Source organism: Azomonas agilis, from assembly GCF_007830255.1.
GTDB classification, from domain to species: domain Bacteria; phylum Pseudomonadota; class Gammaproteobacteria; order Pseudomonadales; family Pseudomonadaceae; genus Azomonas; species Azomonas agilis.
Map to the genome: position 1 here is coordinate 262,824 of NZ_VLKG01000001.1, position 24,645 is coordinate 287,468.

The 24,645-nt window shown below is 52.6% G+C and carries 19 protein-coding genes and 2 tRNA genes; 6 read left to right on the forward strand and 15 right to left on the reverse strand.

Annotated elements, in window-relative coordinates; all coding sequences use genetic code 11:
- Positions 1-80: 80 nt before the first annotated feature.
- A complete protein-coding gene (gene ttcA / locus LX59_RS01195) occupies positions 81-905 on the reverse strand; it encodes a tRNA 2-thiocytidine(32) synthetase TtcA (protein ID WP_144570008.1) in 825 nt (274 codons plus the stop codon).
- A 93-nt stretch (positions 906-998) separates the two neighbouring features.
- Complete coding sequence (locus tag LX59_RS01200) at positions 999-1,601, reverse strand: cysteine hydrolase family protein (protein WP_144570009.1); 603 nt, start codon at positions 1,599-1,601, stop codon at positions 999-1,001.
- A 151-nt stretch (positions 1,602-1,752) separates the two neighbouring features.
- Between LX59_RS01200 and prmB the strand changes: the two genes are divergently transcribed.
- The 4 genes from prmB to LX59_RS01220 all read left to right on the forward strand — a co-directional run bounded on the left by prmB (position 1,753) and on the right by LX59_RS01220 (position 3,509).
- Positions 1,753-2,682: a 50S ribosomal protein L3 N(5)-glutamine methyltransferase gene (gene prmB / locus LX59_RS01205; protein ID WP_144570010.1), complete on the forward strand. Its 930-nt coding sequence runs from the start codon at positions 1,753-1,755 to the stop codon at positions 2,680-2,682.
- Between the two features lie 71 nt (positions 2,683-2,753).
- A tRNA-Ala gene (locus LX59_RS01210) sits at positions 2,754-2,829 on the forward strand.
- A 49-nt stretch (positions 2,830-2,878) separates the two neighbouring features.
- Positions 2,879-2,954, forward strand: a tRNA-Glu gene (locus LX59_RS01215).
- A gap of 117 nt (positions 2,955-3,071) precedes the next feature.
- Positions 3,072-3,509, forward strand: a complete 438-nt coding sequence (locus LX59_RS01220; protein WP_211354803.1) for an acyl-CoA thioesterase — start codon at positions 3,072-3,074, stop codon at positions 3,507-3,509.
- Positions 3,510-3,548: 39 nt separating this feature from the next.
- Here LX59_RS01220 and htpG read toward each other — a convergent pair whose 3' ends face one another.
- From htpG to sdhC, 11 genes are all read right to left on the reverse strand, one after another.
- Positions 3,549-5,453, reverse strand: coding sequence for a molecular chaperone HtpG (gene htpG, locus LX59_RS01225; RefSeq protein WP_144570012.1), 1,905 nt, complete (start codon positions 5,451-5,453; stop codon positions 3,549-3,551).
- A gap of 114 nt (positions 5,454-5,567) precedes the next feature.
- Positions 5,568-6,878 (reverse strand): branched-chain amino acid transport system II carrier protein, encoded by a 1,311-nt coding sequence (gene brnQ / locus LX59_RS01230; protein ID WP_144570013.1) that lies wholly within the window; start codon positions 6,876-6,878, stop codon positions 5,568-5,570.
- Between the two features lie 21 nt (positions 6,879-6,899).
- Entirely contained in the window at positions 6,900-7,778 is an 879-nt protein-coding gene (gene sucD / locus LX59_RS01235) for a succinate--CoA ligase subunit alpha (RefSeq protein WP_144570014.1), read from the reverse strand.
- Positions 7,775-8,950 (reverse strand): ADP-forming succinate--CoA ligase subunit beta, encoded by a 1,176-nt coding sequence (gene sucC / locus LX59_RS01240; RefSeq protein WP_144570015.1) that lies wholly within the window; start codon positions 8,948-8,950, stop codon positions 7,775-7,777. The genes sucD and sucC overlap by 4 nt, the downstream gene beginning before the upstream one ends.
- A gap of 128 nt (positions 8,951-9,078) precedes the next feature.
- Positions 9,079-10,515 (reverse strand): dihydrolipoyl dehydrogenase, encoded by a 1,437-nt coding sequence (gene lpdA, locus LX59_RS01245; RefSeq protein WP_144570016.1) that lies wholly within the window; start codon positions 10,513-10,515, stop codon positions 9,079-9,081.
- 78 nt (positions 10,516-10,593) lie between these two features.
- Positions 10,594-11,787 (reverse strand): 2-oxoglutarate dehydrogenase complex dihydrolipoyllysine-residue succinyltransferase, encoded by a 1,194-nt coding sequence (odhB, locus tag LX59_RS01250; protein WP_144570017.1) that lies wholly within the window; start codon positions 11,785-11,787, stop codon positions 10,594-10,596.
- Between the two features lie 66 nt (positions 11,788-11,853).
- On the reverse strand, positions 11,854-14,685 hold the full coding sequence (locus LX59_RS01255; RefSeq protein ID WP_144570018.1) for a 2-oxoglutarate dehydrogenase E1 component: 2,832 nt from the start codon (positions 14,683-14,685) through the stop codon (positions 11,854-11,856).
- Between the two features lie 275 nt (positions 14,686-14,960).
- Positions 14,961-15,665, reverse strand: coding sequence for a succinate dehydrogenase iron-sulfur subunit (locus LX59_RS01260; protein ID WP_144570019.1), 705 nt, complete (start codon positions 15,663-15,665; stop codon positions 14,961-14,963).
- An 11-nt stretch (positions 15,666-15,676) separates the two neighbouring features.
- Positions 15,677-17,464, reverse strand: a complete 1,788-nt coding sequence (gene sdhA / locus LX59_RS01265) for a succinate dehydrogenase flavoprotein subunit (RefSeq protein WP_144570020.1) — start codon at positions 17,462-17,464, stop codon at positions 15,677-15,679.
- A gap of 3 nt (positions 17,465-17,467) precedes the next feature.
- Positions 17,468-17,836, reverse strand: coding sequence for a succinate dehydrogenase, hydrophobic membrane anchor protein (sdhD, locus tag LX59_RS01270; protein ID WP_144570021.1), 369 nt, complete (start codon positions 17,834-17,836; stop codon positions 17,468-17,470).
- Positions 17,830-18,216, reverse strand: coding sequence for a succinate dehydrogenase, cytochrome b556 subunit (sdhC, locus tag LX59_RS01275; RefSeq protein ID WP_211354798.1), 387 nt, complete (start codon positions 18,214-18,216; stop codon positions 17,830-17,832). The genes sdhD and sdhC overlap by 7 nt, the downstream gene beginning before the upstream one ends.
- A 355-nt stretch (positions 18,217-18,571) precedes the next feature.
- On the opposite strand from sdhC, the gene gltA reads away from it, so the two are divergent.
- Entirely contained in the window at positions 18,572-19,837 is a 1,266-nt protein-coding gene (gene gltA / locus LX59_RS01280; RefSeq protein WP_144570022.1) for a citrate synthase, read from the forward strand.
- 142 nt (positions 19,838-19,979) lie between these two features.
- On the opposite strand, the gene ppsA is transcribed toward gltA, so the two are convergent.
- The gene (ppsA, locus tag LX59_RS01285) at positions 19,980-22,358 is read right to left on the reverse strand and encodes a phosphoenolpyruvate synthase (protein WP_144570023.1); all 2,379 of its coding nucleotides are present in this window, start codon (positions 22,356-22,358) and stop codon (positions 19,980-19,982) included.
- A 169-nt stretch (positions 22,359-22,527) separates the two neighbouring features.
- Between ppsA and ppsR the strand changes: the two genes are divergently transcribed.
- Positions 22,528-23,349 (forward strand): posphoenolpyruvate synthetase regulatory kinase/phosphorylase PpsR, encoded by an 822-nt coding sequence (gene ppsR, locus LX59_RS01290; protein WP_144570024.1) that lies wholly within the window; start codon positions 22,528-22,530, stop codon positions 23,347-23,349.
- Positions 23,350-23,404: 55 nt separating this feature from the next.
- On the opposite strand, the gene prpF is transcribed toward ppsR, so the two are convergent.
- Entirely contained in the window at positions 23,405-24,583 is a 1,179-nt protein-coding gene (gene prpF / locus LX59_RS01295; protein WP_144570025.1) for a 2-methylaconitate cis-trans isomerase PrpF, read from the reverse strand.
- Positions 24,584-24,645: the final 62 nt, after the last annotated feature.

The following is a 24,645-nucleotide window of genomic DNA, read 5'->3' on the forward strand; positions in this document are numbered from 1 at the left end:
ATAAACACTGAACTGCATCACAAAACAAAAGCCAGAATAAAATCCATTAGAGCTAGATCAATAAAGCATAAAAAACAGACCTAAAACTCAGATAAGTCCGCACAACGTACCGGAGCCTGCTCATTAATACGCAAACCTGCAAAATCAAATAAAGCGCGATCGGCTAGCTGTGAAGGATGCACGTTTTGCAATGCTCGAAACATGATCTCAGTGCGGCCAGGAGCCGTGCGCTCCCAGTCATGCAGCATACTTTTGATAACTTGACGCTGTAAGTTTTCTTGAGAACCGCAGAAGTTACAGGGAATAATCGGGAAGTCTTTGATCTTCGCGTAAACCTCAATATCTGACTCACTGCAATACGCCAGTGGCCGAATTACCACATTACGCCCATCATCAGACAGCAACTTGGGAGGCATAGCCTTCAAGGTGCCACCGTAGAATAGATTCAGAAAGAAGGTTTCTAAAATATCATCCCGATGATGACCTAACGCCATCTTGGTGGCCCCAATCTGGTCAGCAAAGGTATACAAAGTACCACGCCGCAGTCTGGAGCACAGGGAACAGCTTGTCTTACCTTCTGGGACTTTTTCCTTCACAATCGAGTAGGTATCTTTCTCAATGATGTGGTATTCGACCCCTAAATTCTTTAAATAAGTGGGCAACACCTCTTCTGGAAACCCCGGTTGCTTCTGGTCCAGATTGACGGCCACCAATTCAAACTTGATCGGCGCTACTTTTTGCAGATACATCAAAATATCCAGCATGCTGTAGCTGTCTTTACCCCCCGATAGGCAGACCATCACCTTATCGCCTTCTTCGATCATGTTGTAATCAGTCACCGCCTCGCCTGCTAAACGACGCAGGCGCTTCTGCAGTTTATTTTGATTGACCGAAAGACTGCCCATGATGTTATCCGCCGTGACTCAAAAGCCGGATATTCTAAGAAAAAACCACCCTACTGCCTAACCCAGATACCAGAATAAATAACAAGGAACGGCTCAACCTTGAGCCAACAGATGATTGACCGTGGGCACCCAAGCGGCAAAGTTATCCGCCAAAATAGCCATTTCCATACGATGCACTTCTTGGGCTTTTAGTACAGCACCACCAAAGGGCAAATCACGCGTGGCGCAGGCACTGTCTACCACCGTACAGCGATAACCGTAGTCTTTGGCTGCGCGGATGGTAGTGCTGACACTTGAATGAGTCATAAACCCGCATACGATTAAATCTAAACGCCCCAACCGTTGTAAGGTATCGTGTAAATCCGTACCCGCAAAAGCATTGGGCAAGCGCTTAGCCAACACCGTTTCACCTAACTGCGGTAAGGCTTCGGGCATAATCTGGCCCCGAAAGCCCTGAGGATCAAACAGACCACCGCTAATGCCCAAGTGATGTACATGCACAATGGGGGTTCCCGCTTGACGGGCTGCGGCCAATAACGTGTTGATTTCATCCAAAGCAGCAGGCAAATCAGGCAGAGCCAATACGCCGCTGCGGTATTCCTCTTGTACATCAATCACTAACAGAGTGGCATCCCCCAGTTTAGCGGGGGCATAGCTACGGCCACTTAGTTGCAGCATGGTCTGTGGCTGAGACATCAGTCGCTCCTTAATTAATATAAGAGGGGGATTGTGGCTTTTGACGACCCCGTTGTGAACTAGCCGAAATATGCTAAACGCCGATAAAGGTGATCTTGTGCCATCACTTGGAATCATTCGCTAGTATTAGCATTTTACTGGAGCCTTTATTTTGTCTGTTCTGCCCTCTGAATTACATACATTACGTGACTACATCCGCTGGGCTGTCAGCCGCTTCCATGCTGAAGGCTTATTTTTCGGGCACGGCCAAGATAATGCTTGGGACGAAGCCCGTTTTTTGGTGTTGGGGGGATTGCATCTCCCTTGGAACATGCCAGAAGCCTATCTGGATTGCCGATTAACGACCGAAGAGCAGCATCAGCTCTACGCACTCTTACAACAGCGTATTGAGGAGCGTATCCCCACGGCCTACTTGTTGGGAGAGGCTTGGTTCTGCGGTCTTTCCTTTATCGTTGATCAGCGCGTACTGATCCCACGCTCTCCCATCGGTGAGCTAATCCGCAAATCCTTCCAACCTTGGTTGAGCCAGCCACCCGCACGGATTTTAGATTTATGTACTGGTTCAGGCTGTATCGGCATTGCCTGCGCCTATCAATTCCCAGAGGCGGAGGTTGTACTGTCCGACCTCTCCTTTGAGGCACTGGAAGTCGCTAACCTCAATATTGAACGGCATAATTTGGAGGATCGCGTTTATACCGTACAGGGCGATGGCTTTTCTGGACTCCCCCATCAACGCTTTGATCTGATACTGTGCAACCCACCCTATGTAGATGCGGAAGACTTTGCCGATATGCCGGTAGAGTACCAACATGAACCTGCCATTGCCCTAGCCTGCGGTGAAGACGGACTGGATCTAGTGCGGCAGATCCTAGCGGAAGCGGCTGAGCATTTAACGGAGCAAGGCTTGCTGATTTTAGAGGTGGGTAACTCATGGGTACATGTGCAGCAAAACTACCCAGATGTTCCCTTTACTTGGCTAGAGTTTGAGCAGGGTGGATCAGGGGTATTTTTGCTAACGGCCGAACAGTGTCAGCAATACCGCACACTTTTTAAAACACAAGTATCTCAGCCTAGCCCATGATTCATCCATTTATGTTAAAAATTAGTTGACAGCCGTCAAACTCACTCCTAATATGCGCCCGTCCTTAAGACGGGGCTATAGCTCAGCTGGGAGAGCGCTTGCATGGCATGCAAGAGGTCGACGGTTCGATCCCGTCTAGCTCCACCAAACACTAGTATTTGATGTAAGATTGCATCAGGTACTCATCGAAGGTTTCGTCCCCTTCGTCTAGTGGCCTAGGACATCGCCCTTTCACGGCGGTAACAGGGGTTCGAGTCCCCTAGGGGACGCCAATTTTGCCTTAGTGGCGCAGGGGCACACCTGAATGGGTATGCTCCTTTGTTATTTTAGGGCTACCTAAAATCAATCCTCTCAGCTTTTTCCGAATATCCTAAATCAAGATGGACAGTATCCATTGGGATAAACCTTATCCCTTCTGCGCCAATATTCAGGTCGAACCAAAGCACATTGACAGCTTAGGGCATGTTAATAACGTAGTGTACGTCTCTTGGCTTGAACACTGTGCTTGGCAGCACGCCAATAGCTTAGGAATAGACTTAAACGACTACCATCGGCTTAACCGTGCCATGGTGGTAGTTCGCCACGAGTTAAATTACCTCGCCAGTGCCTTTGCTGAGGATCAGCTTATAATGGCTACTTGGATCACCCAGTCCGATTTGCGCCTGAAGCTTCGGCGGCAATTTCAACTGATACGCCCCGCTGATGGTTGCACCCTACTCCGAGCAGCAACAGACTTTGTATGCATTGAACTATCCAGCGGAACCCCCAAGCGCATGCCTCCTTTATTCGCAGAGGCTTATGGGAAAGCGCTGCAACTACAGGCATAAAAAAGCCCGCATTAAGCGGGCTTTTTTATCAGCACAAGGTCACGCTGAGAGCGCTACCAAAAGCTTATTCAAGCGCTGCACATAAGCACTAGGATCTTTCAGGCTATCCCCTGCGGCCAGAGTGGCTTGGCCAAACAACACTTGGGCCAGATCAGCAAAACGATCTTCGTCCGGCTCTTGATCCAGTTTTTCAATCAAAGGATGCTGCGGGTTGATTTCGAAAATTGGTTTGGAGTCTGGGAGTTTTTGTCCACTGGCTTCCAAAATTTGGCGCATTTGTAGTCCCAAATCTTGCTCACCGATGGCCAAAATCGCTGGGGAATCGGTCAAGCGATGGGATACCCGTACCTCGGAAACCTGATCTTTCAGCACTTCTTTCAAGCGCTCCAGCAAGCTCTCTTTGGACTTAGCGACTTCTTCCTGAGCTTTTTTCTCTTCTTCAGTGTCCAGTGTACCCAGATCCAAATCACCACGGGTTACGTCGGCGAATTGCTTGCCATCAAACTCGGTGAGGTGGCTCATGGCCCACTCATCAATGCGATCGGTGAGTAGCAGCACTTCGATGCCTTTTTTACGGAAGACTTCAAGATGTGGGCTGTTTTTCACCTGTGCGTAGGACTCACCGGTCAGGAAGTAAATCTTATCTTGGCCTTCCTTCAGGCGGCTAAGGTAATCGGCCAAGGAAACGCTTTGCTCGCCTGAGCTGTCGTGGGTGGAGGCAAAGCGCAGCAAACTGGCAATTTTTTCGCGGTTAGCAAAATCTTCGGCAGGGCCCTCTTTCAGCACTTGGCCAAAGGTTTTCCAGAAGGTTGCGTACTGCTCAGGCTCGTTTTTAGCCAGCTTCTCCAGCATATCCAGCACACGCTTGGTCAGGGCCGACTTCATGGAGTCGATGACGGGATCTTTTTGCAGGATTTCACGGGAGACGTTCAGGGATAGGTCGTTAGAGTCCACAATCCCCTTGATAAAACGCAGGTACAGAGGCAGGAATTGCTCAGCCTGATCCATAATGAACACGCGCTGCACATAGAGCTTCAATCCCTTAGGCGCTTCGCGCTGGTACAGGTCGAAGGGCGCACGAGCCGGAACGTACAGCAGTGAGGTGTATTCCAGCTTGCCTTCGACCTTGTTGTGGCTCCAAGACAGCGGCGCGTCGAAATCGTGGGAAATATGCTTGTAGAACTCTTTATAGTCTTCGTCGCTGACCTCAGTGCGTGGACGAGTCCAGAGGGCACTGGCGCGGTTGACGGTTTCCCACTCTACTTCGGTAGCTTTCTCAGCTTCTTCGCCGTACAGCTCTTTGGGCAGCTCAATGGGCAGACTGATGTGGTCGGAGTATTTTTTCACCACATTGCGCAAACGCCAGCCGTCAGCAAAGTCGGCCTCGTCCGCTTTTAGGTGCAGTACGATGCGCGTACCGCGCTCGGCTTTCTCAATCGTGGCAACCTCAAATTCACCCTCGCCCTTCGACGACCAGTGTACGCCCTCCGAAGCCGACAGACCGGCACGGCGGCTGTACACATCTACTTGATCGGCCACGATAAAGGCGGAGTAGAAACCCACACCAAACTGACCGATCAGGTTGGAGTCTTTTTTCTGGTCGCCGGTGAGGTTTTTCAGGAAGTCACTGGTTCCTGAGCGGGCAATGGTACCCAGATGCAGGATGACGTCCTCACGGCTCATACCGATGCCGTTATCTTCTAAGGTCAGGGTGTTGGCGGCTTTATCGAAGCTGAGGCGAATTTTCAGCTCGGTGTCGTTTTCCAGCAGCTCTGGCTTGGCCAGACTTTCAAAACGCAGTTTATCCGCAGCATCCGAAGCGTTGGAGATCAATTCGCGCAGGAAGATTTCCTTGTTGGAATACAGCGAATGGATCATCAGGTGCAGCAGTTGCTTAACTTCGGTCTGGAAGCCCAGAGTTTCTTTTTGAGTTTCCACACTCATGTTTAACACTCCACATCGTCAAGGGATCAGGCCACCGATGGGTGGCAATGGCGACGAAATGGGGCCTTAGTGGAAGCATTTCAAGGGCAAGAGAGCCAAAGACACCCTAATGAGCTACCCCTTAGATCGTGCCGCCCACCAGCGATCTACCAATGCAGCGATCAGTAACATGCCCAAACTAGGCCAAAACCAAGCTAAGTTATGTTCACTGAGCGGTAGCTGCCGAAAGAACGACGGAACCCAATCATTAAGCTGTGCGGCCACTAAACCGTCCACAAGCCCACATAGAAAGGTTACGGCTAATACGGGCCGAAAAACGATGTGTGGCCGCCGCCATAAGTAGCCTAATAGGTTGAGTAGTACCAGCATAATGGCCAAGGGATATAAACCAATCAAAACCGGCAAAGAGACTCGAATTAACTCTGTTAAACCTCGGTTAGCCACAGCAAAGCTAAACAGCGTTAACAGCACAACAAGAATGCTATAGCGGATGGGAAAGACTTGGCTGAAAAACTCCGCGCAGGCGACAACCAAGCCCACTGCGGTGGTCAAACAGGCCAAACTGATAATGACTCCAAGCAGTAAGTACCCTGAAGCACCAAAGGTATGGTGTACATAAGCTAACAGAATTTGCGCCCCATTCTCGGGCTCTGTTACTAAGGAGCCGCTGGTTGCTCCCAAGTAGAAAAAAGCCAAATACACCCCTACGAGACAGCCTGCTGCAATCAGGCCCGCACCTAGGGTATAGCGCACTGTGGCAGCAGCATCAGTAATCCCATGATCCCGCAAGGCACCCGTAATCACGACACCAAAGACCAAACCACCTAGGGTATCCATCGTCAGATAGCCGTCTAAAACACCCTTTAAAAAAGGGCTGCTTGGGGCAGAGTCTGGCGGTGAGATAGGGATATTCCCCGCAGGTTGTAGCACAGCAGATAAGCCCAAAATACACAGACCTGACAGCAAGACGGGAGTAATTAAAGCCCCTACTCGCTCCATTAAACGGCCACGCCCTAGGGCTAAGTACAACACCAAGGCAAAATAGACCAGCGCGTATGAAAATAAAGCCAGCGCTGAAGAACCCACCAAGGGCACAATAGCGAGCTCAAACGAAACTACAGCGGTTCTTGGAGTGGCAAATAAGGGGCCAATGGCCAAATAAACCACAATGGCCATACCCAAGCCCAAGGATTTACCCAAAGGCTGGGTTAAGTGGCTCATCCCTCCGCCGGCCTGAGCTACAACTACCAAAGTCAGGATAGGTAAGCCCACCGCTGTGACCAAAAAACCTAAGGCAGCCCACCAAACCCCCGCTCCGGCAGCTAGACCGGCACTGGGTGGAAAAATAATGTTCCCAGCCCCTAAAAAGAGTGCAAAGGTCATGAATCCTAAAGCCCACTGATCCTTGAACCCCAGTCTCTTCATAGTGGTGTGCCTCGTCCTAAGTTAGCGTGTCCACCCCGTCGCCGTGGCTAGAGCTTGGCTGATTTCTGCAAGAGAACGCACGGTGGTTACTCCCGCATCTTGCAAGGCGGCGAACTTTTCCTCAGCCGTTCCATGACCACCCGCAATAATAGCGCCCGCATGTCCCATGCGTTTGCCGGGAGGCGCGGTAACGCCCGCAATATAAGCCACCACCGGCTTGGTCACTTCAGCTTTGATGTAAGCCGCTGCCTCTTCCTCAGCCGAACCACCAATTTCACCGATCATCACAATGGCTTCGGTTTGAGGATCAGCTTGGAACAGGCGCAGCATATCCACAAAGGAGGAGCCGGGAATAGGATCACCACCGATTCCCACACAGGTGGATTGGCCAAAGCCTGCATCCGTAGTTTGCTTAACCGCTTCATAGGTCAGAGTACCGGAGCGCGATACAATCCCCACTTTGCCCGGTAAATGAATGTGCCCTGGCTGAATGCCGATTTTGCAAGCACCGGGGGTAATCACACCCGGACAGTTAGGGCCAATCAGGCGTACCCCTAGCTCATCGCATTTGACCTTCACCTCCAACATATCCAGCGTTGGAATACCTTCGGTGATGCACACGATCAGCTTAACGCCCGCAAAAGCGGCTTCTAAAATGGAGTCTTTACCAAAGGGGGCTGGTACATAGATGACCGAAGCATCGGCACCTGTGGCCTGTACAGCCTCGTGCATCGTATCAAAAACCGGCAAGCCCAGATGCTGAGCACCGCCTTTACCCGGTGTAACGCCACCCACCATCTGAGTACCATAGGCAATGGCTTGTTGGCTGTGAAAGGTTCCTTGGCTGCCAGTAAACCCCTGACAGAGCACTCGGGTATTTTTATCAATCAAAATACTCATAGAGCTTTGGCCTCCATAGCGGCTGACACCACACGAGCGGCAGCATCCTGTAAATCCAGTGCGGGGATAATGTTAAGGCCGCTTTCTGCTAAGAATGCCGCTCCTTTATCCGCGTTATTGCCCTCCAAGCGCACTACCACAGGCACCTTAACGCCTACATCTTGTACCGCGTGGATAATGCCTTCTGCAATCATGTCGCAGCGCACGATGCCGCCGAAAATATTGACTAGCACGGCCTTAACCTGAGCATCCGACAGGATGATCTTAAAGGCCTCACTGACGCGCTCTTGAGTGGCACCACCACCGACATCCAAGAAGTTAGCCGGACGACCACCGTGCAAATTCACCATATCCATGGTCGCCATCGCCAAGCCTGCGCCATTGACCATACAGCCAATGTCTCCGGTCAAGGCAACGTAGTTCAGCTCCCATTTTTCGGCATGGTTTTCGCGGGGATCACGCTGCGAAGAATCGTGTATTTCACGCAAATGCGGATGGCGGTATAGAGCGTTGGAGTCGATACTGACCTTCGCATCCATACAATGCAGATTACCCGCTTTAGTAATGACCAGCGGATTAACCTCCAATAAAGCAACATCGTTCTCAATGAACAGGCGGGCTAGTGTGGTGAAGATGTGTACGCACTGCTCAATCTGAGCCCCTTTTAGCCCCAGCCAACCCGCTAGCTGACGGCCTTGAAAAGGCTGCGCGCCCACTAAAGGATCTAAAGTCAGTTTAAAAATAAGATGCGGAGTGTCACGGGCCACTTTTTCAATGTCCATGCCCCCCTCCGTAGAAGCCATGAACACAATACGCCGACTACTACGGTCAACGATGGCACCCAGATACAGCTCGCGCTCTACCTCAATGCAGTCTTCCACCAGAATTTTACTGACCGGTTGACCACGGCTATCGGTTTGATAGGTAACGAGGCGTTGATCCAACCAGTGTAGGGCAAACTCCCGAGCATCCTCTTTGCTCGTAACAACCTTTACCCCTCCGGCTTTACCACGGCCACCCGCATGTACCTGAGCTTTGACTACCCAACGGTGTCCACCCAGTTTGTCACAGGCTTCGGCAGCTTCTTTAGGAGTTTCGACAACATGGCCACGGGAAACCGGTAGGCCATATTCAGCAAACAATTGTTTGCCCTGATATTCATGGAGGTTCATGCCTTTACCGTCATCCTTATAGGTTATACGTTGACAGGTACTGCATGCCCGAACCTCCCGCCCGCTCAGGAACGGGAGACTCAAGCCAGTGATCATTTAAGCACGATCACTGGCAAACGCTACTGGGATTAGCGTTTTTTCTTGTTCGCGATGTGAATCGCGTGGCCGTTCACAGCCAGAGCCGCTTCGTGCATGGCTTCGGACAGGCTTGGGTGTGAGAACACCATCATGCCCAGATCTTCAGCGCTGCTGCCGAATTCCATCGCGATCGCGCCTTGCTGAACCAGTTCAGCAGCGCTCAGACCGATGACGTGCACACCCAGAACGCGGTCAGTTTTGGCGTTAGCAATGATTTTAACGAAACCTGCGGTATCGTTAGCAGCCATCGCACGGCCACTAGCAGCGAAGGGGAATACGCCGACGTTGACTTCAACGCCTTCGGCTTTCAGTTGTTGCTCAGTTTTACCTACGCTGGCCATTTCTGGGTGAGTGTAGATAACACCGGGGATGATGTCGTAGTTGACTTGGGCTTTGTGGCCAGCAATACGCTCAGCAACCATCACCCCTTCTTCAGAAGCTTTGTGCGCCAGCATTGGGCCACGAACCACGTCACCGATGGCGTAGATGCCAGGAACGGCAGTAGCGCAGAACTCGTTGACCTCGATGAAGCCACGCTCGCCTACAACCACACCAGTGCCTTCGCCCAGCAGGTTTTCAGTTACAGGACGACGACCTACGGCAATGATCAGCTTGTCGAAGGTAATTTGCTTGTCACCGCTGGTGTCGGTGTAGCTGACAACTACTTGCTCACCTTTCACTTCAGTAGCGGTCAAACGCGCGCCAACCAAAATGTTCAGACCTTGTTTGCTCAGTACTTTGTAGGCTTCTTTAGCGACTTGCTCGTCCATAGCGGCCAAGAAGGTATCGGAAGCCTCCAGAACGGTGACTTCAGAGCCCAGACGTGCCCATACAGAGCCCAGTTCCAGACCGATAACACCGGCACCAATTACGCCCAGTTTGCCGGGAACGCTGGTGATGTCCAGAGCGCCTGTAGAGTCGAGAATGACTTTTTGATCCACAGGGGCAGGAGGAATTTCAACCGGCTTAGAGCCAGAAGCGATGATGACGTTTTCAGTGTCCAGAACCTGAACAGTGCCGTCCATGCCAGTGACTTCGACTTTCTTGCCAGCCAGCAGTTTGCCATGACCTTCAAACAGGGTCACGCCATTGGCTTTGATCAAAGCAGCTACACCGCCGGTCAGATTTTTAACGATCTGATCTTTACGGCCAACCATGGTAGGTACGTCCAGTTTAACTTCACCGGTGCTGATACCGTGAACAGCGAAGTTATCGTGGGCTTCGTGGTACTTATAGGAAGTATCCAGCAGGGCTTTGGAAGGAATGCAACCTACGTTCAAGCAGGTACCGCCCAGAGCGACTTTGCCTTCTTTGCCTTTGTACTGCTCAATCACAGCGGTTTTCAGACCCAGCTGAGCTGAACGGATGGCCGCAACATAACCGCCGGGGCCTGCACCGATCACGATAACGTCGAACTTCTGACTCATAACAAATTCCTCTCTAAACACAAACAAAAAACCACAGGCTCCAGCCCACCAGCCAGAAACCTGTGGCACAGGCCTTGGTTAGATGTCCAGCAGCAGACGGGCTGGGTCTTCCAGCAGGTCTTTCATGGTCACCAGGAAGGTCACCGCTTCTTTACCGTCGATCAGGCGATGGTCGTAAGACAGAGCCAGATACATCATCGGCAGAATCACTACTTGACCGTTAACAGCCATTGGACGCTCTTGGATTTTGTGCATGCCCAAGATAGCGGTTTGTGGTGGGTTAACGATTGGAGTAGACAGCAGAGAACCGAATACACCACCGTTGGAGATGGTGAAGGTACCGCCAGTCATGTCTTCGATGCTCAGCTTGCCAGCTTTGGCTTTCTTACCGAAGTCATTGATGGTGCCTTCGATGGTAGCCAGGTTCATGTTCTCAGCGTTACGCAGGATAGGTACTACCAGACCGCGATCGCTAGAAACAGCCACACCTACGTCGCAGTAGCCGTGGTAAACGATGTCGTTACCGTCGATAGAGGCATTCACACCGGGTTGACGCTTCAGTGCTTCAGTAGCAGCCTTCACGAAGAAGGACATGAAGCCCAGACGCACGCCGTTGTGGGTCTTCTCGAACAGATCTTTGTACTTAGAGCGCAGCTCCATGATGGGCTTCATGTTGACTTCGTTGAAGGTAGTCAGCATGGCCATAGAAGACTGAGCTTCAACCAGACGTGAAGCCACTTTGGCACGCAGGCGCGTCATAGGAACGCGTTTTTCGATGCGATCGCCGCCGGGCAGCGCAGGCGCAGAAGCAGCAGGAGCGGCAGATTTGCCAGCAACCGCAGCCACAGCGTCTTCTTTAGTGACGCGGCCGCCTTTGCCAGTGCCGGGAATGCCAGCAGGGTCTAAATCATTTTCAGCAGCGATTTTACGCGCCGCAGGAGCCAGAATAGGCTCAGCCGCAGCGGCTGGAGCGGCAGCAGGTGCAGCAGCGGCAGGCGCAGCAGCAGGAGCGGCGGCGGCTGGAGCGGCAGCAGCACCGGCTTCCAGTTTACCCAGCAGCTCACCGCTCAGAACGGTTGAACCTTCGCCTTTAACGATTTCAGTCAGAACACCGTCGGTCTCGGCCAGTACTTCCATGACCACTTTGTCGGTTTCGATATCGACAATCAGCTCATCACGCTTAACGGCATCACCTGGCTTTTTATGCCAAGTAGAAACGGTACCGTCAGCTACGGACTCTGGGAATGTTGGGGCCTTGATTTCGATTGCCATGTCAGATCCTAATAATTCGGTGAGTGCATGGGAGCTGTATTAACACAGCTCCTTTTTAGCAGATTTTCAAGCAGTGAAAGCGTCGTTGAGCAACTGCTCTTGCTGTTCGGCGTGCAGTGAAGCGTAACCCACTGCTGGAGAAGCCGAAGCCGGACGACCGGTGTAAGCCAGTGACAGTGCTGGGTTATGTGCTTTCAGAACCTTGTGCATGTGGTGTTGGCTGCAATACCAAGCCCCTTGGTTCATAGGCTCGTCTTGGCACCAAACAACATTCTTCAGGTTGGTGTAAGGACGGATCACCTCGGCCAGTGTCTCTTCCGGGAAGGGATAGAGCTGCTCGATACGCACGATAGCAATATCATCACGACCGCTGGCTTGACGCTTCTCAACCAAGTCGTAATAGATCTTGCCGGAAGTCAGGATCAAACGCTGAACCTTAGAAGCCGTGATGCTGCTGTCGGTTTCTGGGATCACGGTTTGGAAAGAACCGTTGGCCAGTTCGTCTAAGGTGGAGATCGCCAGTTTGTGACGCAGCAGTGACTTCGGTGTAAAGACAACCAGCGGCTTACGCAGCGGACGCACCACTTGACGACGCAGCAGGTGGAAGATCTGACTCGGAGTGGTCGGTACTACAACCTGAACGTTGTGCTCAGCACAGAGTTGCAGGTAACGCTCCAAGCGAGCAGAAGAGTGCTCTGGGCCTTGGCCTTCATAACCGTGTGGCAGCAGCATAGTCAAACCGCACAGACGGCCCCACTTGTGCTCACCGCTGGTGATGAACTGGTCGATCACTACTTGGGCACCGTTGGCGAAGTCACCAAACTGAGCTTCCCAAATGACCAATGCGTTAGGCGTGGTAGTAGCATAGCCATACTCAAACGCCAGCACCGCCTCTTCTGACAAGAAAGAGTCATAAAGGATGAACGGCGGTTGATCGTCAGACAGATGTTGCAACGCAATGTAGTTGCTACCGTCTTTTTGGCTGTGCAGAGCGGCATGACGGTGGGAGAAGGTACCACGGCCCACGTCTTGGCCTGTAATGCGTACTGGATAGCCTTCGGTCAGCAGAGAAGCATAGGCCGCAGTTTCAGCAAAGCCCCAGTTGATCGCCAGCTCACCAGTAGCCATCTTGGCACGGTCTTCCAGCAGCTTGCCTACTTGACGCTGAACTACGAAGCCTTCTGGCAACTTCAGCAGCTTGGTGGACAGCTCTTGCAGTTTTTTCAGGTCAAAGCGCGTGTCACAATCTGCGGTCCAAGCGTGTCCCAAATAGGGAGTCCAGTCCACAAACAGCGCTTTGTTAGGCTCTTTAACCAGACTTTTAACCACGTGCTGACCGTTATCCAGCGCTTGACGATACTCATCGACCAGCGCTTGAGCTTCTTCAGCAGTTACAACCTTAGCGTTGATCAAAGCATCAGCATACAGCTCACGAGTAGTGCGCTGTTTAGCAATTTGCTGATACATCAGAGGCTGAGTACCGCTTGGCTCATCCGCTTCGTTGTGACCACGACGACGGTAGCACACCAGATCAATCACGATATCGCGATTAAAGGTCATGCGGTAATCAACCGCCAACTGAGCTACGAACAACACTGCTTCAGGATCATCACCGTTGGCGTGCAGGATCGGAGCTTCGATCATTTTGGCAACGTCGGTAGCGTACTCAGTGGAGCGTACGTCATCGACACGGTTGGTGGTGAAGCCTACTTGGTTGTTGACCGCAATACGAATAGTACCGCCGGTTTTATAGGCGCGTAGCTGAGACATTTGGTAGGTCTCCATGACCACACCCTGTCCCGCGATTGCCGAGTCACCGTGAATGGTGATCGGTAGTACGCTGTCACCCTTGACATCACCACGGCGGTCTTGACGAGCCCGCACCGACCCCTCAACCACTGGAGAGGCAATTTCCAAGTGCGAAGGGTTAAAGGCCATGGCCAGATGGACTTCACCACCTGAGGTCATGATGTTGGAGGAGAAGCCTTGGTGGTACTTCACGTCACCGCAGCTCAAACCTTCTACGCGCTTACCATCGAACTCGTCAAACAGGTCGCGTGGATTTTTGCCCAAAGTGTTGACCAGTGTGTTCAGACGGCCACGGTGGGCCATGGCGATCACGACTTCTTTGGTCAGACCAGTAGCACCGGCACGTTGGATGATTTCATCCAACAGAGGAATCATGCTCTCGCCGCCTTCCAGACCAAAGCGCTTGGTGCCTGGGTATTTAGTACCTAGGTATTTTTCCAAACCTTCAGCCGCAGTCAAACGCTCTAGCAGGTGCTTTTTGGCTTCTGCAGAAAATGCTGGGCGAGAACGCACACTTTCAACACGCTCTTGCAGCCAATTACGCTGCTGAGTGTCGGTAATGTGGGTGAATTGGGTAGCGACGGTGCGGCAATAGGTCTCTTTCAAGGCCTGCTGGATTTCGCGCAAAGTGGCCTCTGATTTTCCAATGGCCAAATCACCAGTAGAAAACTGAGTATCCAGATCAGCGTCGCTAAGACCGTAGTAAGCCAAAGACAGCTCTGCCGGAGCTGCTTTCTGTTGTAGACCTAGCGGGTCTAGCTGGGCAACACGGTGGCCCAAGGTACGATAGCCTTGAACCAGTTGCAGGACAGCAACTTGTTTTTTCTCATGTTCAGGACTGACGGAACCAGCAGCGCTTGCGCGGCGCGGATTTTTGGCCAGCTCAACAAATTGGTCACGAATGACGGAGTGGGGAACGTCCTTGGCCTGTGTACCAGTCGCTGGCAACTTCTGGAAGTAGCTACGCCACTCCTCTGAAACGGCATTGGGATCTTGCAGATAGAGCTCATAAAGTTCTTCTACATAGTCGGCGTTGCCGCCAGAGATGTGGGCAGAGTCCCACATACGCTGCATCACACTTTCTTGCATGCTTTGTCGCCCTCAATAAGGGGACACCACCGGCGTACAAACCGTAACTGGTCTCCCCTTAAGTATTGATCCAACTAACTCAAGGTGAATAGTTAAGGCCGCAGATAGCCCGGACACCAGCCCGGTCGTCCCCTGCTGGTCTACAGATTCCGAGAGAACCCCAGCACCTGCTAGGATTCTTTTTCAAACACCACCCTCTTTTAGAAGGGTGGTGGGTAACACTGGATCAGCAAAGTGCCATCAGAATCAGCCCCCACTGACCCTAATCTGACCGATTAGGTCGCACTCTTCAGCAGCAAGTTGCGAATATGACCAATGGCTTGAGTTGGGTTCAGGCCCTTTGGACATACGTTGACGCAGTTCATGATGCCGTGGCAACGGAAGATACTGAAGGGATCATCCAGCTCTGCCAGACGATCTTCGGTCTCAGTATCCCGGCTATCCGCTAAGAAGCGCCAAGCTTGCAGAGATGCAGAAGGGCCAAGGAACTTGTCGGGGTTCCACCAGAAGGATGGGCAGCTGGTGGAGCAGCAAGCGCACAGGATGCACTCGTACAGGCCGTCCAGCTTCTCACGATCTTCAGGGCTTTGCAGACGCTCAATGGCCGGAGCCGGTGTATTGTTGATCAGGTACGGACGAACGCGCTCGTACTGCTTGTAGAAAATCTTCATATCTACAACCAGATCGCGGATCACCGGCAGACCGGGCAACGGACGCAAGGTTAGGACGTTGTCAGTCACCACGCTAGACAGCGGAGTGATGCACGCCAGACCGTTCTTACCGTTGATATTCATACCGTCGGAGCCACAAACCCCCTCACGGCAAGAACGACGGTAGGAGAAAGAACCGTCTTGCTCTTTAACCAGCGCCAATACGTCCAGCACCATCAGATCTTTTCCATGAGTCTCGATCTGGAAAGTCTGCATGTAGGGCTTTTCGTCTTTCTCGGGGTTATAGCGATAAACACTTACTTGCAACATAGCGTTCACCCTTAATAAGTACGAACTTTAGGTTTGAAGTACTCAAGGAGGTCTTCACCGATGGTTTTCGGTGAGCGGTTGACTTCGCGCTTGGCTACGCGCTTCTCACCCGGGAAGTACAGGGTGTGGCACAGCCAGTTCTCGTCATCGCGATCCTCGTAGTCTTCACGCGCGTGGGCACCACGAGACTCTTTACGCTCTTCGGCGGCAATAGCGGTTGCTTCAGCTACTTCCAGCAGGTTTTGCAGTTCCAGAGCTTCGATACGCTCGGTGTTGAAGGCTTGGCTCTTATCAGCAATTTTGATGTTGCCAATACGTCCACGCAGTTCAGCCAGTTGAGCAATACCTTTCTGCATGTATTCGCCAGTACGGAATACACCGAAGTAGTTCTGCATGCACTGTTGCAGTTCACGACGCAGCGGAGCAACGTCTTCGCCCGAAGTACGCTCGTTGACCGCCGCCAGACGCGCTACTGCTACGTCCAGATCGGTTTCGGTGGCGTTGCGGTATTCGATGCCGTCTTTGAGGGCTTTTTCCAGGTGCAGGCCAGCAGCACGACCGAACACCACCAAGTCCAGCAGCGAGTTACCGCCCAGACGGTTAGCACCGTGTACGGATACGCACGCCACTTCGCCCACAGCAAACAGACCTTCGATGATCTTATCGTTGCCGTTAACATCTTGAGTGATCGCCTGACCATGAATGTTGGTGGCAACACCACCCATCATGTAGTGGCAGGTTGGAACTACTGGAACTGGAGCGGTTACAGGGTCAACGTGAGCGAAGGTTTTGGACAGTTCGCAAATACCGGGCAGACGGCTGTGCAGAACTTCTTCACCCAGGTGATCCAGCTTCAGCATCACGTGGTCTTTGTTCGGACCACAGCCATTACCGGCGATGATCTCTTTAACCATGGAGCGAGCTACTACGTCACGACCGGCCAAGTCTTTGGCGTTCGGTGCATAACGCTCCATGAAGCGCTCACCGTGGGCGTTGATCAGGTAACCACCTTCACCACGGCAACCTTCAGTAACCAGTACACCGGCACCGGCAATACCGGTTGGGTGGAACTGCCACATTTCGATGTCTTGTACTGGAACGCCAGCACGCAGAGCCATACCAACGCCGTCACCGGTGTTAATCAGGGCATTCGTGGTAGAGGCGTAGATACGACCCGCACCACCGGTAGCCAATACGGTCGCTTTGGAACGAACGTAAACCGTCTCACCTGTCTCGATGCAGATGGCGATGATACCGACGATAGCACCGTCTTGGTTTTTCACCAGATCCACTGCGTACCATTCGTTCAGGAACACAGTGTTATTTTTCAGGTTGCCTTGGTACAGAGTGTGCAGCAGAGCATGGCCAGTACGGTCAGCCGCCGCGCAAGTACGAGCGGCTTGGCCACCTTTACCGAACTCTTTGGACTGACCACCGAACGGACGCTGATAGATACGACCCGCTTCAGTACGGGAGAACGGCAGCCCCATGTGCTCCAGTTCGAACACAGCTTCTGGGCCTACGGAACACATGTATTCGATAGCGTCTTGGTCACCGATATAGTCGGAACCTTTAACGGTATCGTACATGTGCCAGCGCCAATCGTCATTCGGGTCGGCCGAAGCGATCGCGCAGGTAATACCGCCCTGAGCCGATACGGTGTGTGAGCGAGTCGGGAAGACTTTGGTCACTACAGCCGTTTTGTGACCAGACTGGGCCAATTGCAGCGCAGCGCGCATGCCAGCACCGCCACCACCAACAATGATGGCATCAAAAGAAAGCGTACGAAGGTTAGCCATGAATCAAATACCCCAAAGAATCTGCACACCCCAGACGAAGAACGTGAACATGGCAACGCCACATCCCGCCTGGAAGATGAAACGGATAGCAGTAGCGCTTTTACCCAAAGTCATGGGAGTGAGGTAGTCGGTGGAAATAGTCCACATGCCTACCCAAGCGTGGGCGCCCATGGCAACCAAAGCCAGCAGACTGAAAATCTGCATAGCGCTGCTAGAGAACAAATCAGCCCACTGGGCGTAATCCAGTTCTGGATGCAGAACCAAATACCCTAGCAAGAAGATAAAATAGAGTGCCAATACAACGGCAGACACACGCTGGGCCATCCAGTCATACAGACCCGAGCGTGAAAAATTGGTGACATTGACTACCATACCCAAACCCCCGTCAGCAAAATCAATACTGCCGATACGATAAAGACGATTTTCGAGCCCAGAATACCGCCTTGAAGTGTCTCACCATGGCCTGTATCCATAATCAGATGGCGAACACCCGCCACTAGGTGATACAGCAGTGCAGACAGTAATCCCCAAACAATCAGCTTAACCAAAGGATTGCTCAGGTAGGATTTGACCTGTTCGAAGCCTTCTTCCGAAGACAAAGAGGTATCAAGTGCGAGTAACAGCACGGCAATACCGACAAACAGGATCACACCGGAAATACGATGTAAAATCGACGTATACGCAGTGATTGGGAGTTTAATAGTCCTAAGATCTAGGTTTACAGGTCGTTGGCTTTTCACGGCTTTTTTCACACTCGAAAGCCCTGGCGTCCAGAGCAAAGTTGTCGGGAAGAGCAGCTAAACAGCGCTCGCCACCCACGGGTAAAACCTTCAAGACAGTCACACCTAGAAGGCCCCCTGCCGGTCGGTGGCCGAGTATAAACCGATAGGTTCCTAATCACAATCTGATGCGCTACCCACTAAAGAAAGCATTGCGAAGGAACACTAAAAGGCGTATTCATCGGCCGCTACTAATGAAAAAGCTCTCTGAGGACCCTTACCATTATGCTTTAGGCCAAATTGACTTTGTGTCCTAGAGAACTATAGTGACCCGGGCCCTGCATGGGGGCTTTTCTGAGTGATTCCAAGCAAACACAGGAGGCCGTACATGGCTGACAAGACAGCGCAGTTGAGCTTCGATGGTAAAACCGTCGAATTGCCCGTTCTCAGTGGCACTCTGGGGCCTGACGTATTAGACGTGCGTGCATTAGGCAGCGCCGGTGCTTACACTTTTGACCCAGGCTTCATGGCAACTGCGTCCTGCGAGTCCAAAATCACCTTTATCGATGGCGACAAAGGTATCCTGCTGCATCGCGGATACCCCATCGAGCAGTTGGCCGAGAAAGCTGATTATCTGGACACCTGCTACCTGTTGCTGAACGGCGAGTTGCCAACAGCCGAGCAAAAAGCTCAGTTCACCGACGTGATCAAGAACCACACTATGGTTCATGAGCAACTGAAGAGTTTCTTCAACGGCTTCCGCCGTGATGCTCACCCCATGGCCATCCTGTGTGGCGTGGTCGGTGCTCTGTCTGCGTTCTATCACGACTCGCTGGACAACAACAACCCGCAACACCGTGAAATCTCAGCGCATCGTCTGATCGCTAAGATGCCAACCATCGCTGCTATGGCGTACAAATACTCCATCGGCCAGCCGATGATGTACCCACGCAATGATCTGGGTTACGCTGAAAACTTCCTGCACATGATGTTCAACACTCCGTGCGAAGAGAAGCCAATCAGCCCTGTTCTGGCTAAAGCCATGGACCGCATCTTCGTTCTGCACGCGGACCACGAGCAAAATGCCTCTACCTCCACTGTACGCTCCGTAGGCTCTACTGGCGCTAACCCCTTCGCCTGTATCGCTGCCGGTATCGCTGCTCTGTGGGGCCCGGCCCACGGTGGTGCCAACGAAGCTGTTCTGCTGATGCTGGACGAAATCGGCACCGTTGAAAACGTTGAGAAGTTCCTGGCTAAAGCCAAAGACAAGAACGATCCGTTCAAACTGATGGGCTTCGGTCACCGCGTCTACAAAAACTTCGACCCACGCGCGCGCGTGATGAAGAAGACCTGTGACGAAGTTCTGGCCGAGCTGGGCATCAACGATCCGCAACTCGAACTGGCGATGAAGCTGGAAGAGATCGCGCTGAAAGACCCCTACTTCGCCGAGCGCAACCTGTATCCGAACGTAGACTTCTACTCCGGTATCATTCTGAAAGCCATCGGTATCCCAACCAGCATGTTTACTGTGATTTTCGCCCTGTCCCGTACAGTTGGCTGGATTTCTCACTGGAAAGAAATGCTGTCTGGCCCCTACAAAATCAACCGTCCTCGCCAGCTCTACACTGGCTCGGTCAAGCGCGACATTCCGTAATCTACGGTTTTTGTCGGCGGTTGGTGTGCCGAAACAAAAAACCCTGCCTTATGGCAGGGTTTTTTATTGGCTGAAATTTATGGCCAACACATAAAAAACCCGGCACTGAGGCCGGGCTTTTTATACGGAGCAGAGAATCGAATCAGAGGTGATCCAGATTGTTTTCGGCTAAGAAGAACCAAGTGTCCAATACGGAATCTGGGTTCAGGGACACACTGTCGATGCCCTGATCCATCAGCCATTTGGCCAGATCAGGATGATCGGATGGGCCTTGGCCACAGATGCCGACATACTTGCCAGCCTTACGGCAGGCTTGAATGGCGTTAGCCAGCATCTTCTTCACCGCTGGATTACGCTCATCAAACAAGTGGGCTATGATGCCGGAGTCACGATCCAGACCCAGAGTTAATTGAGTCATGTCGTTGGAGCCGATGGAGAAACCATCGAAGTACTCCAAGAACTCATCGGCCAACACAGCATTGGAAGGCAGCTCGCACATCATGATCACGCGCAGGCCATTCTCACCGCGCTTCAGACCGTAGTGACCCAAAAGATCAATCACTTGCGCCGCTTCACCCAGAGTACGCACAAAGGGCACCATCAGCTCGACGTTGGTCAAGCCCATGACTTCGCGCACTTTCTTCATGGCACGGCATTCGAGCTCAAAGCAATCGCGGAAGTTGTCGCTGATGTAGCGAGAAGCACCCCGGAAACCGAGCATGGGGTTCTCTTCTTCCGGCTCGTACAGCTTGCCGCCGATCAGGTTGGCGTATTCGTTGGACTTAAAGTCCGACAGACGCACGATGACCTTCTTCGGCCAGAAAGCAGCGGCTAGGGTACTCACACCCTCCACCAGCTTCTCAACGTAGAAGTTGACTGGATCAGAGTAGCCCGCGATACGCTTAGTTACATTTTCTTTGATTTCGGGCGGTAAGCTCTCAAAATTCAGCAGCGCTTTAGGGTGTACACCAATCATGCGGTTGATGATGAACTCCAGACGCGCTAGCCCTACCCCTTCATTGGGCAGGTTAGCGAAGTCAAACGCACGATCTGGGTTACCGACGTTCATCATGATTTTGAACGGTAGCTCCGGCATGGCATCCACAGAGTTTTGACGGATATCAAAGCCTAGCTCACCGGCAAAAATGTAGCCCGTATCGCCTTCGGCGCAGGAAACAGTGACACGCTCGCCATCTTTGAGGATATCCGTAGCATCACCACAACCGACCACCGCAGGAATGCCCAATTCACGGGCAATGATCGCAGCATGGCAGGTACGACCGCCACGGTTGGTCACAATGGCGCTGGCACGCTTCATCACCGGCTCCCAATCAGGGTCGGTCATGTCGGAAACCAGCACGTCACCGGGCTGTACTTTATCCATCTCAGCAATGCTGTGGATGACCTTAACCGGGCCAGCACCAATACGCTGACCGATGGCACGGCCTTCCACCAATACAGTGCCTTTTTCTTTAAGCAGGTAACGCTCCATCACATTCGCCGAAGAACGGCTTTTTACCGTTTCTGGGCGCGCCTGTACGATGTAGAGCTGGCCATCATCACCGTCTTTGGCCCACTCAATGTCCATCGGACGGCCATAGTGTTTTTCGATGATTAAAGCTTGCTTGGCCAGATTGGTAACTTCTTCGTCACTTAGGGCAAAACGAGCACGCTCTGCGGCCTCTACGGGTACAGTTTTCACCGAGCGACCGGCGCTAGCTTCTTCGCCGTACACCATTTTGATGGCTTTGCTGCCCAGATTGCGGCGCAGAATTGCAGGACGACCAGCCTCTAGGGTGGGCTTGTGGACGTAAAATTCGTCGGGGTTCACAGCACCCTGTACTACGGTTTCACCCAAACCGTAAGCGCCGGTAATGAAGACCACATCACGGAAACCGGACTCGGTATCCAGCGTAAACATCACACCGGCTGTAGCCGTTTCCGAACGCACCATACGTTGGATGCCAGCAGACAGAGCCACCAACTTGTGATCAAAGCCTTGGTGTACGCGATAAGCGATGGCGCGGTCGTTAAACAGAGACGCAAAAACTTCCTTCACCGCGCGGATTACGTTATCTACGCCGCGAATATTGAGGAAGGTTTCTTGCTGACCGGCAAAGGAAGCATCCGGCAAATCCTCAGCCGTTGCTGAAGAGCGTACCGCTACCGCCAAGTTAGGATTACCCGCAGACAATGCCGCAAACGCCTGACGGATTTCAGCATCCAAACGGGCTGGAAACTCAGCCTCCATCACCCATTGGCGGATCTGAGCCCCCACTTCAACCAATTTATTGACGTCATCGACATCCAAAGCATCTAAGGTTTCGTGAATACGCGCATTCAGACCGCTTTGCTCTAAAAAATCGCGGTATGCCTGTGCTGTGGTAGCAAAACCACCGGGAACCGAAACACCAGCGCCCGCCAGGTTACTAATCATCTCGCCAAGGGACGCGTTTTTGCCTCCCACATGCTCTACATCATGGACACCGAGCTTATCGAGGGAAACTACGTAATCTACCAAGGTGATCTCTCCAGAATTATGTTGGTAACCCGACTGAGGACAGGTCTGCGCATGATGGCGTTGGCCCGAATCGACAAAATGGGTAACAATGCCGACAGTCAAGGTGTTGCAAATTAGTTGCAATTATAGCAGTTGAGCGTACAGCCCGATGCCTACAGGCCCACAGGATATGACAAACAGAACCGCTTTTTTTATTTCTGACGGTACCGGCATCACAGCCGAAACACTGGGCCAAAGCCTGCTGGCACAGTTCGAGAACATCCATTTTACCAAGCTGACCCGGCCTTACATTGACACCCCCGAAAAAGCCAAGGCCATAGTACAGCAAATCAATGCTGCTGCTGCAAAGGATGGCGCTCGACCTATTATTTTCGACACTTTAGTCAACCAAGAAATCCGTGACATCATTGCCAGCTCTCAAGGTTTTATGGTGGATATCCTCTCTTCGTTCCTTGCTCCCTTGGAACATGAACTGAAAGAGCGCTCATCCTACTCGGTGGGCAAATCCCACGCCATTGGCCTAAACAGTAACTATGCAGATCGAATCGCGGCGGTTAACTTTGCCCTTGATAATGATGATGGAGCCCGCACCCATTATTACAACAAAGCAGATATTATTCTGGTCGGGGTTTCCCGCTCGGGTAAAACGCCCACCTGCCTATACATGGCCATGCAGTTTGGCATTCGCGCCGCCAATTACCCGCTGACCGAAGAAGATATGGAAAACCTGCGTTTGCCCAGCTCTTTACAACCTCATCGCCACAAGTTGTTCGGCTTAACCATCGACTCTGAGCGCCTGTCCAACATCCGCCATGAACGCAAACCAGACAGCCGCTATTCCAGCTACGCCCAATGCGAATTTGAAGTGCGGGAAGTGGAGAAGCTGTTTAAGCGCGAGAACATCAAATACATCGACTCCACCCATTTTTCGGTCGAGGAAATCTCCGCCCGCATCTTGGTAGAAATGGGTATTGAGCGGCGCTTGAAATAGCACGCAAAGCGCCGTGAGCGCTCATGCAACTCACGGCGTTTATTGCTGAGTACGCTTAGAAGGTGTCGCCGGGAATCCGTACAGCACCTTCCATCAGCACACGGGCGCTGCGGCTCATCACGGCTTTGGTGGCGGTCCACTCGCCATTCACCACTTCCGCAGACGCACCCACGCGCAGGGTGCCGGAGGGATGACCGAAGGTCACGGCCTCACGCTCGCCACCACCGGCGGCCAAGTTCACCAGCGTGCCGGGAACCGCGGCAGCGGTGGCAATGGCCACAGAAGCGGTGCCCATCATGGCGTGGTGCAGTTTGCCCATAGACAAGGCGCGCACCAGCACATCCACATCAGCGGCTTTGATTTCTTTGCCGCTGGAGGCCACATAGTCGGTAGGCGGCGCAACAAAAGCGATTTTTGGCGTGTGCTGACGGGCAGCTGCCTCAGAAATATCGGCGATCAGGCCCATCTTCACCGCACCGTAAGCACGCATGGTTTCAAAACGCGCTAAGGCTTCGGCATCGGAGTTGAGGTCTTTTTGCAGTTCAGTGCCGGTGTAACCAATGTCCGCCGCGTTGACGAAAATGGTCGGAATGCCGGAGTTGATCATGGTCGCCTTAAAGGTGCCGATGCCGGGAACCTCTAAGTCGTCCACTACGTTGCCGGTGGGGAACATGGAGCCTTCGCCGTCGGCTGGGTCCATAAATTCGATGACTACTTCAGCAGCGGGGAAGGTCACGCCATCCAACTCAAAATCGCCAGTTTCCTGCACTTCACCCTTGGTGATAGGTACATGGGCGATGATGGTTTTGCTGATGTTCTTCTGCCAAATGCGCACGGTGCAAATGCCGTCTTGTGGCACACGCGCCGGATCAATCAGGCCTTTGCTGATGGCAAAAGCGCCTACGGCTGCGGTCAGGTTGCCGCAGTTGCCGGACCAATCCACAAAGGCTTTGTTGATCGCGACTTGGCCGAACAGGTAGTCGACATCGTGGTCGGGCTGTTCGCTCTTGGCGAGGATCACGGTTTTGGAGGTGGAAGAGGTCGCACCACCCATGCCGTCGATTTGCTGGCCATAGGGATCGGGGCTGCCGATCACACGCATCAGCAGTTTGTCGCGGGCCTCACCCGGCACTTGGCAGGCTTCGGGCAGGTCTTTGAGGCTGAAAAACACACCCTTACTGGTGCCGCCACGCATATAGGTAGCAGGCACTTTGATTTGGGGAAGATGAGCCATGAGCGTGGATCCTCATGTAAAAAAAGGGGCCACTAGAGAGGGGGCAGCCCCAAAAAAGGAAC

Excerpts from the sequence above, each read along its gene's own strand:
- ttcA (WP_144570008.1), bottom strand. The coding sequence starts at position 905 with ATGGGCAGTCTTTCGGTCAATCAAAATAAACTGCAGAAGCGCCTGCGT.
- LX59_RS01200 (WP_144570009.1), bottom strand. The coding sequence starts at position 1,601 with ATGTCTCAGCCACAGACCATGCTGCAACTAAGTGGCCGTAGCTATGCC.
- htpG (WP_144570012.1), bottom strand. The coding sequence starts at position 5,453 with ATGAGTGTGGAAACTCAAAAAGAAACTCTGGGCTTCCAGACCGAAGTT.
- brnQ (WP_144570013.1), bottom strand. The coding sequence starts at position 6,878 with ATGAAGAGACTGGGGTTCAAGGATCAGTGGGCTTTAGGATTCATGACC.
- sucD (WP_144570014.1), bottom strand. The coding sequence starts at position 7,778 with ATGAGTATTTTGATTGATAAAAATACCCGAGTGCTCTGTCAGGGGTTT.
- sucC (WP_144570015.1), bottom strand. The coding sequence starts at position 8,950 with ATGAACCTCCATGAATATCAGGGCAAACAATTGTTTGCTGAATATGGC.
- lpdA (WP_144570016.1), bottom strand. The coding sequence starts at position 10,515 with ATGAGTCAGAAGTTCGACGTTATCGTGATCGGTGCAGGCCCCGGCGGT.
- odhB (WP_144570017.1), bottom strand. The coding sequence starts at position 11,787 with ATGGCAATCGAAATCAAGGCCCCAACATTCCCAGAGTCCGTAGCTGAC.
- LX59_RS01255 (WP_144570018.1), bottom strand. The coding sequence starts at position 14,685 with ATGCAAGAAAGTGTGATGCAGCGTATGTGGGACTCTGCCCACATCTCT.
- LX59_RS01260 (WP_144570019.1), bottom strand. The coding sequence starts at position 15,665 with ATGTTGCAAGTAAGTGTTTATCGCTATAACCCCGAGAAAGACGAAAAG.
- sdhA (WP_144570020.1), bottom strand. The coding sequence starts at position 17,464 with ATGGCTAACCTTCGTACGCTTTCTTTTGATGCCATCATTGTTGGTGGT.
- sdhD (WP_144570021.1), bottom strand. The coding sequence starts at position 17,836 with ATGGTAGTCAATGTCACCAATTTTTCACGCTCGGGTCTGTATGACTGG.
- gltA (WP_144570022.1), top strand. The coding sequence starts at position 18,572 with ATGGCTGACAAGACAGCGCAGTTGAGCTTCGATGGTAAAACCGTCGAA.
- ppsR (WP_144570024.1), top strand. The coding sequence starts at position 22,528 with ATGACAAACAGAACCGCTTTTTTTATTTCTGACGGTACCGGCATCACA.
- prpF (WP_144570025.1), bottom strand. The coding sequence starts at position 24,583 with ATGGCTCATCTTCCCCAAATCAAAGTGCCTGCTACCTATATGCGTGGC.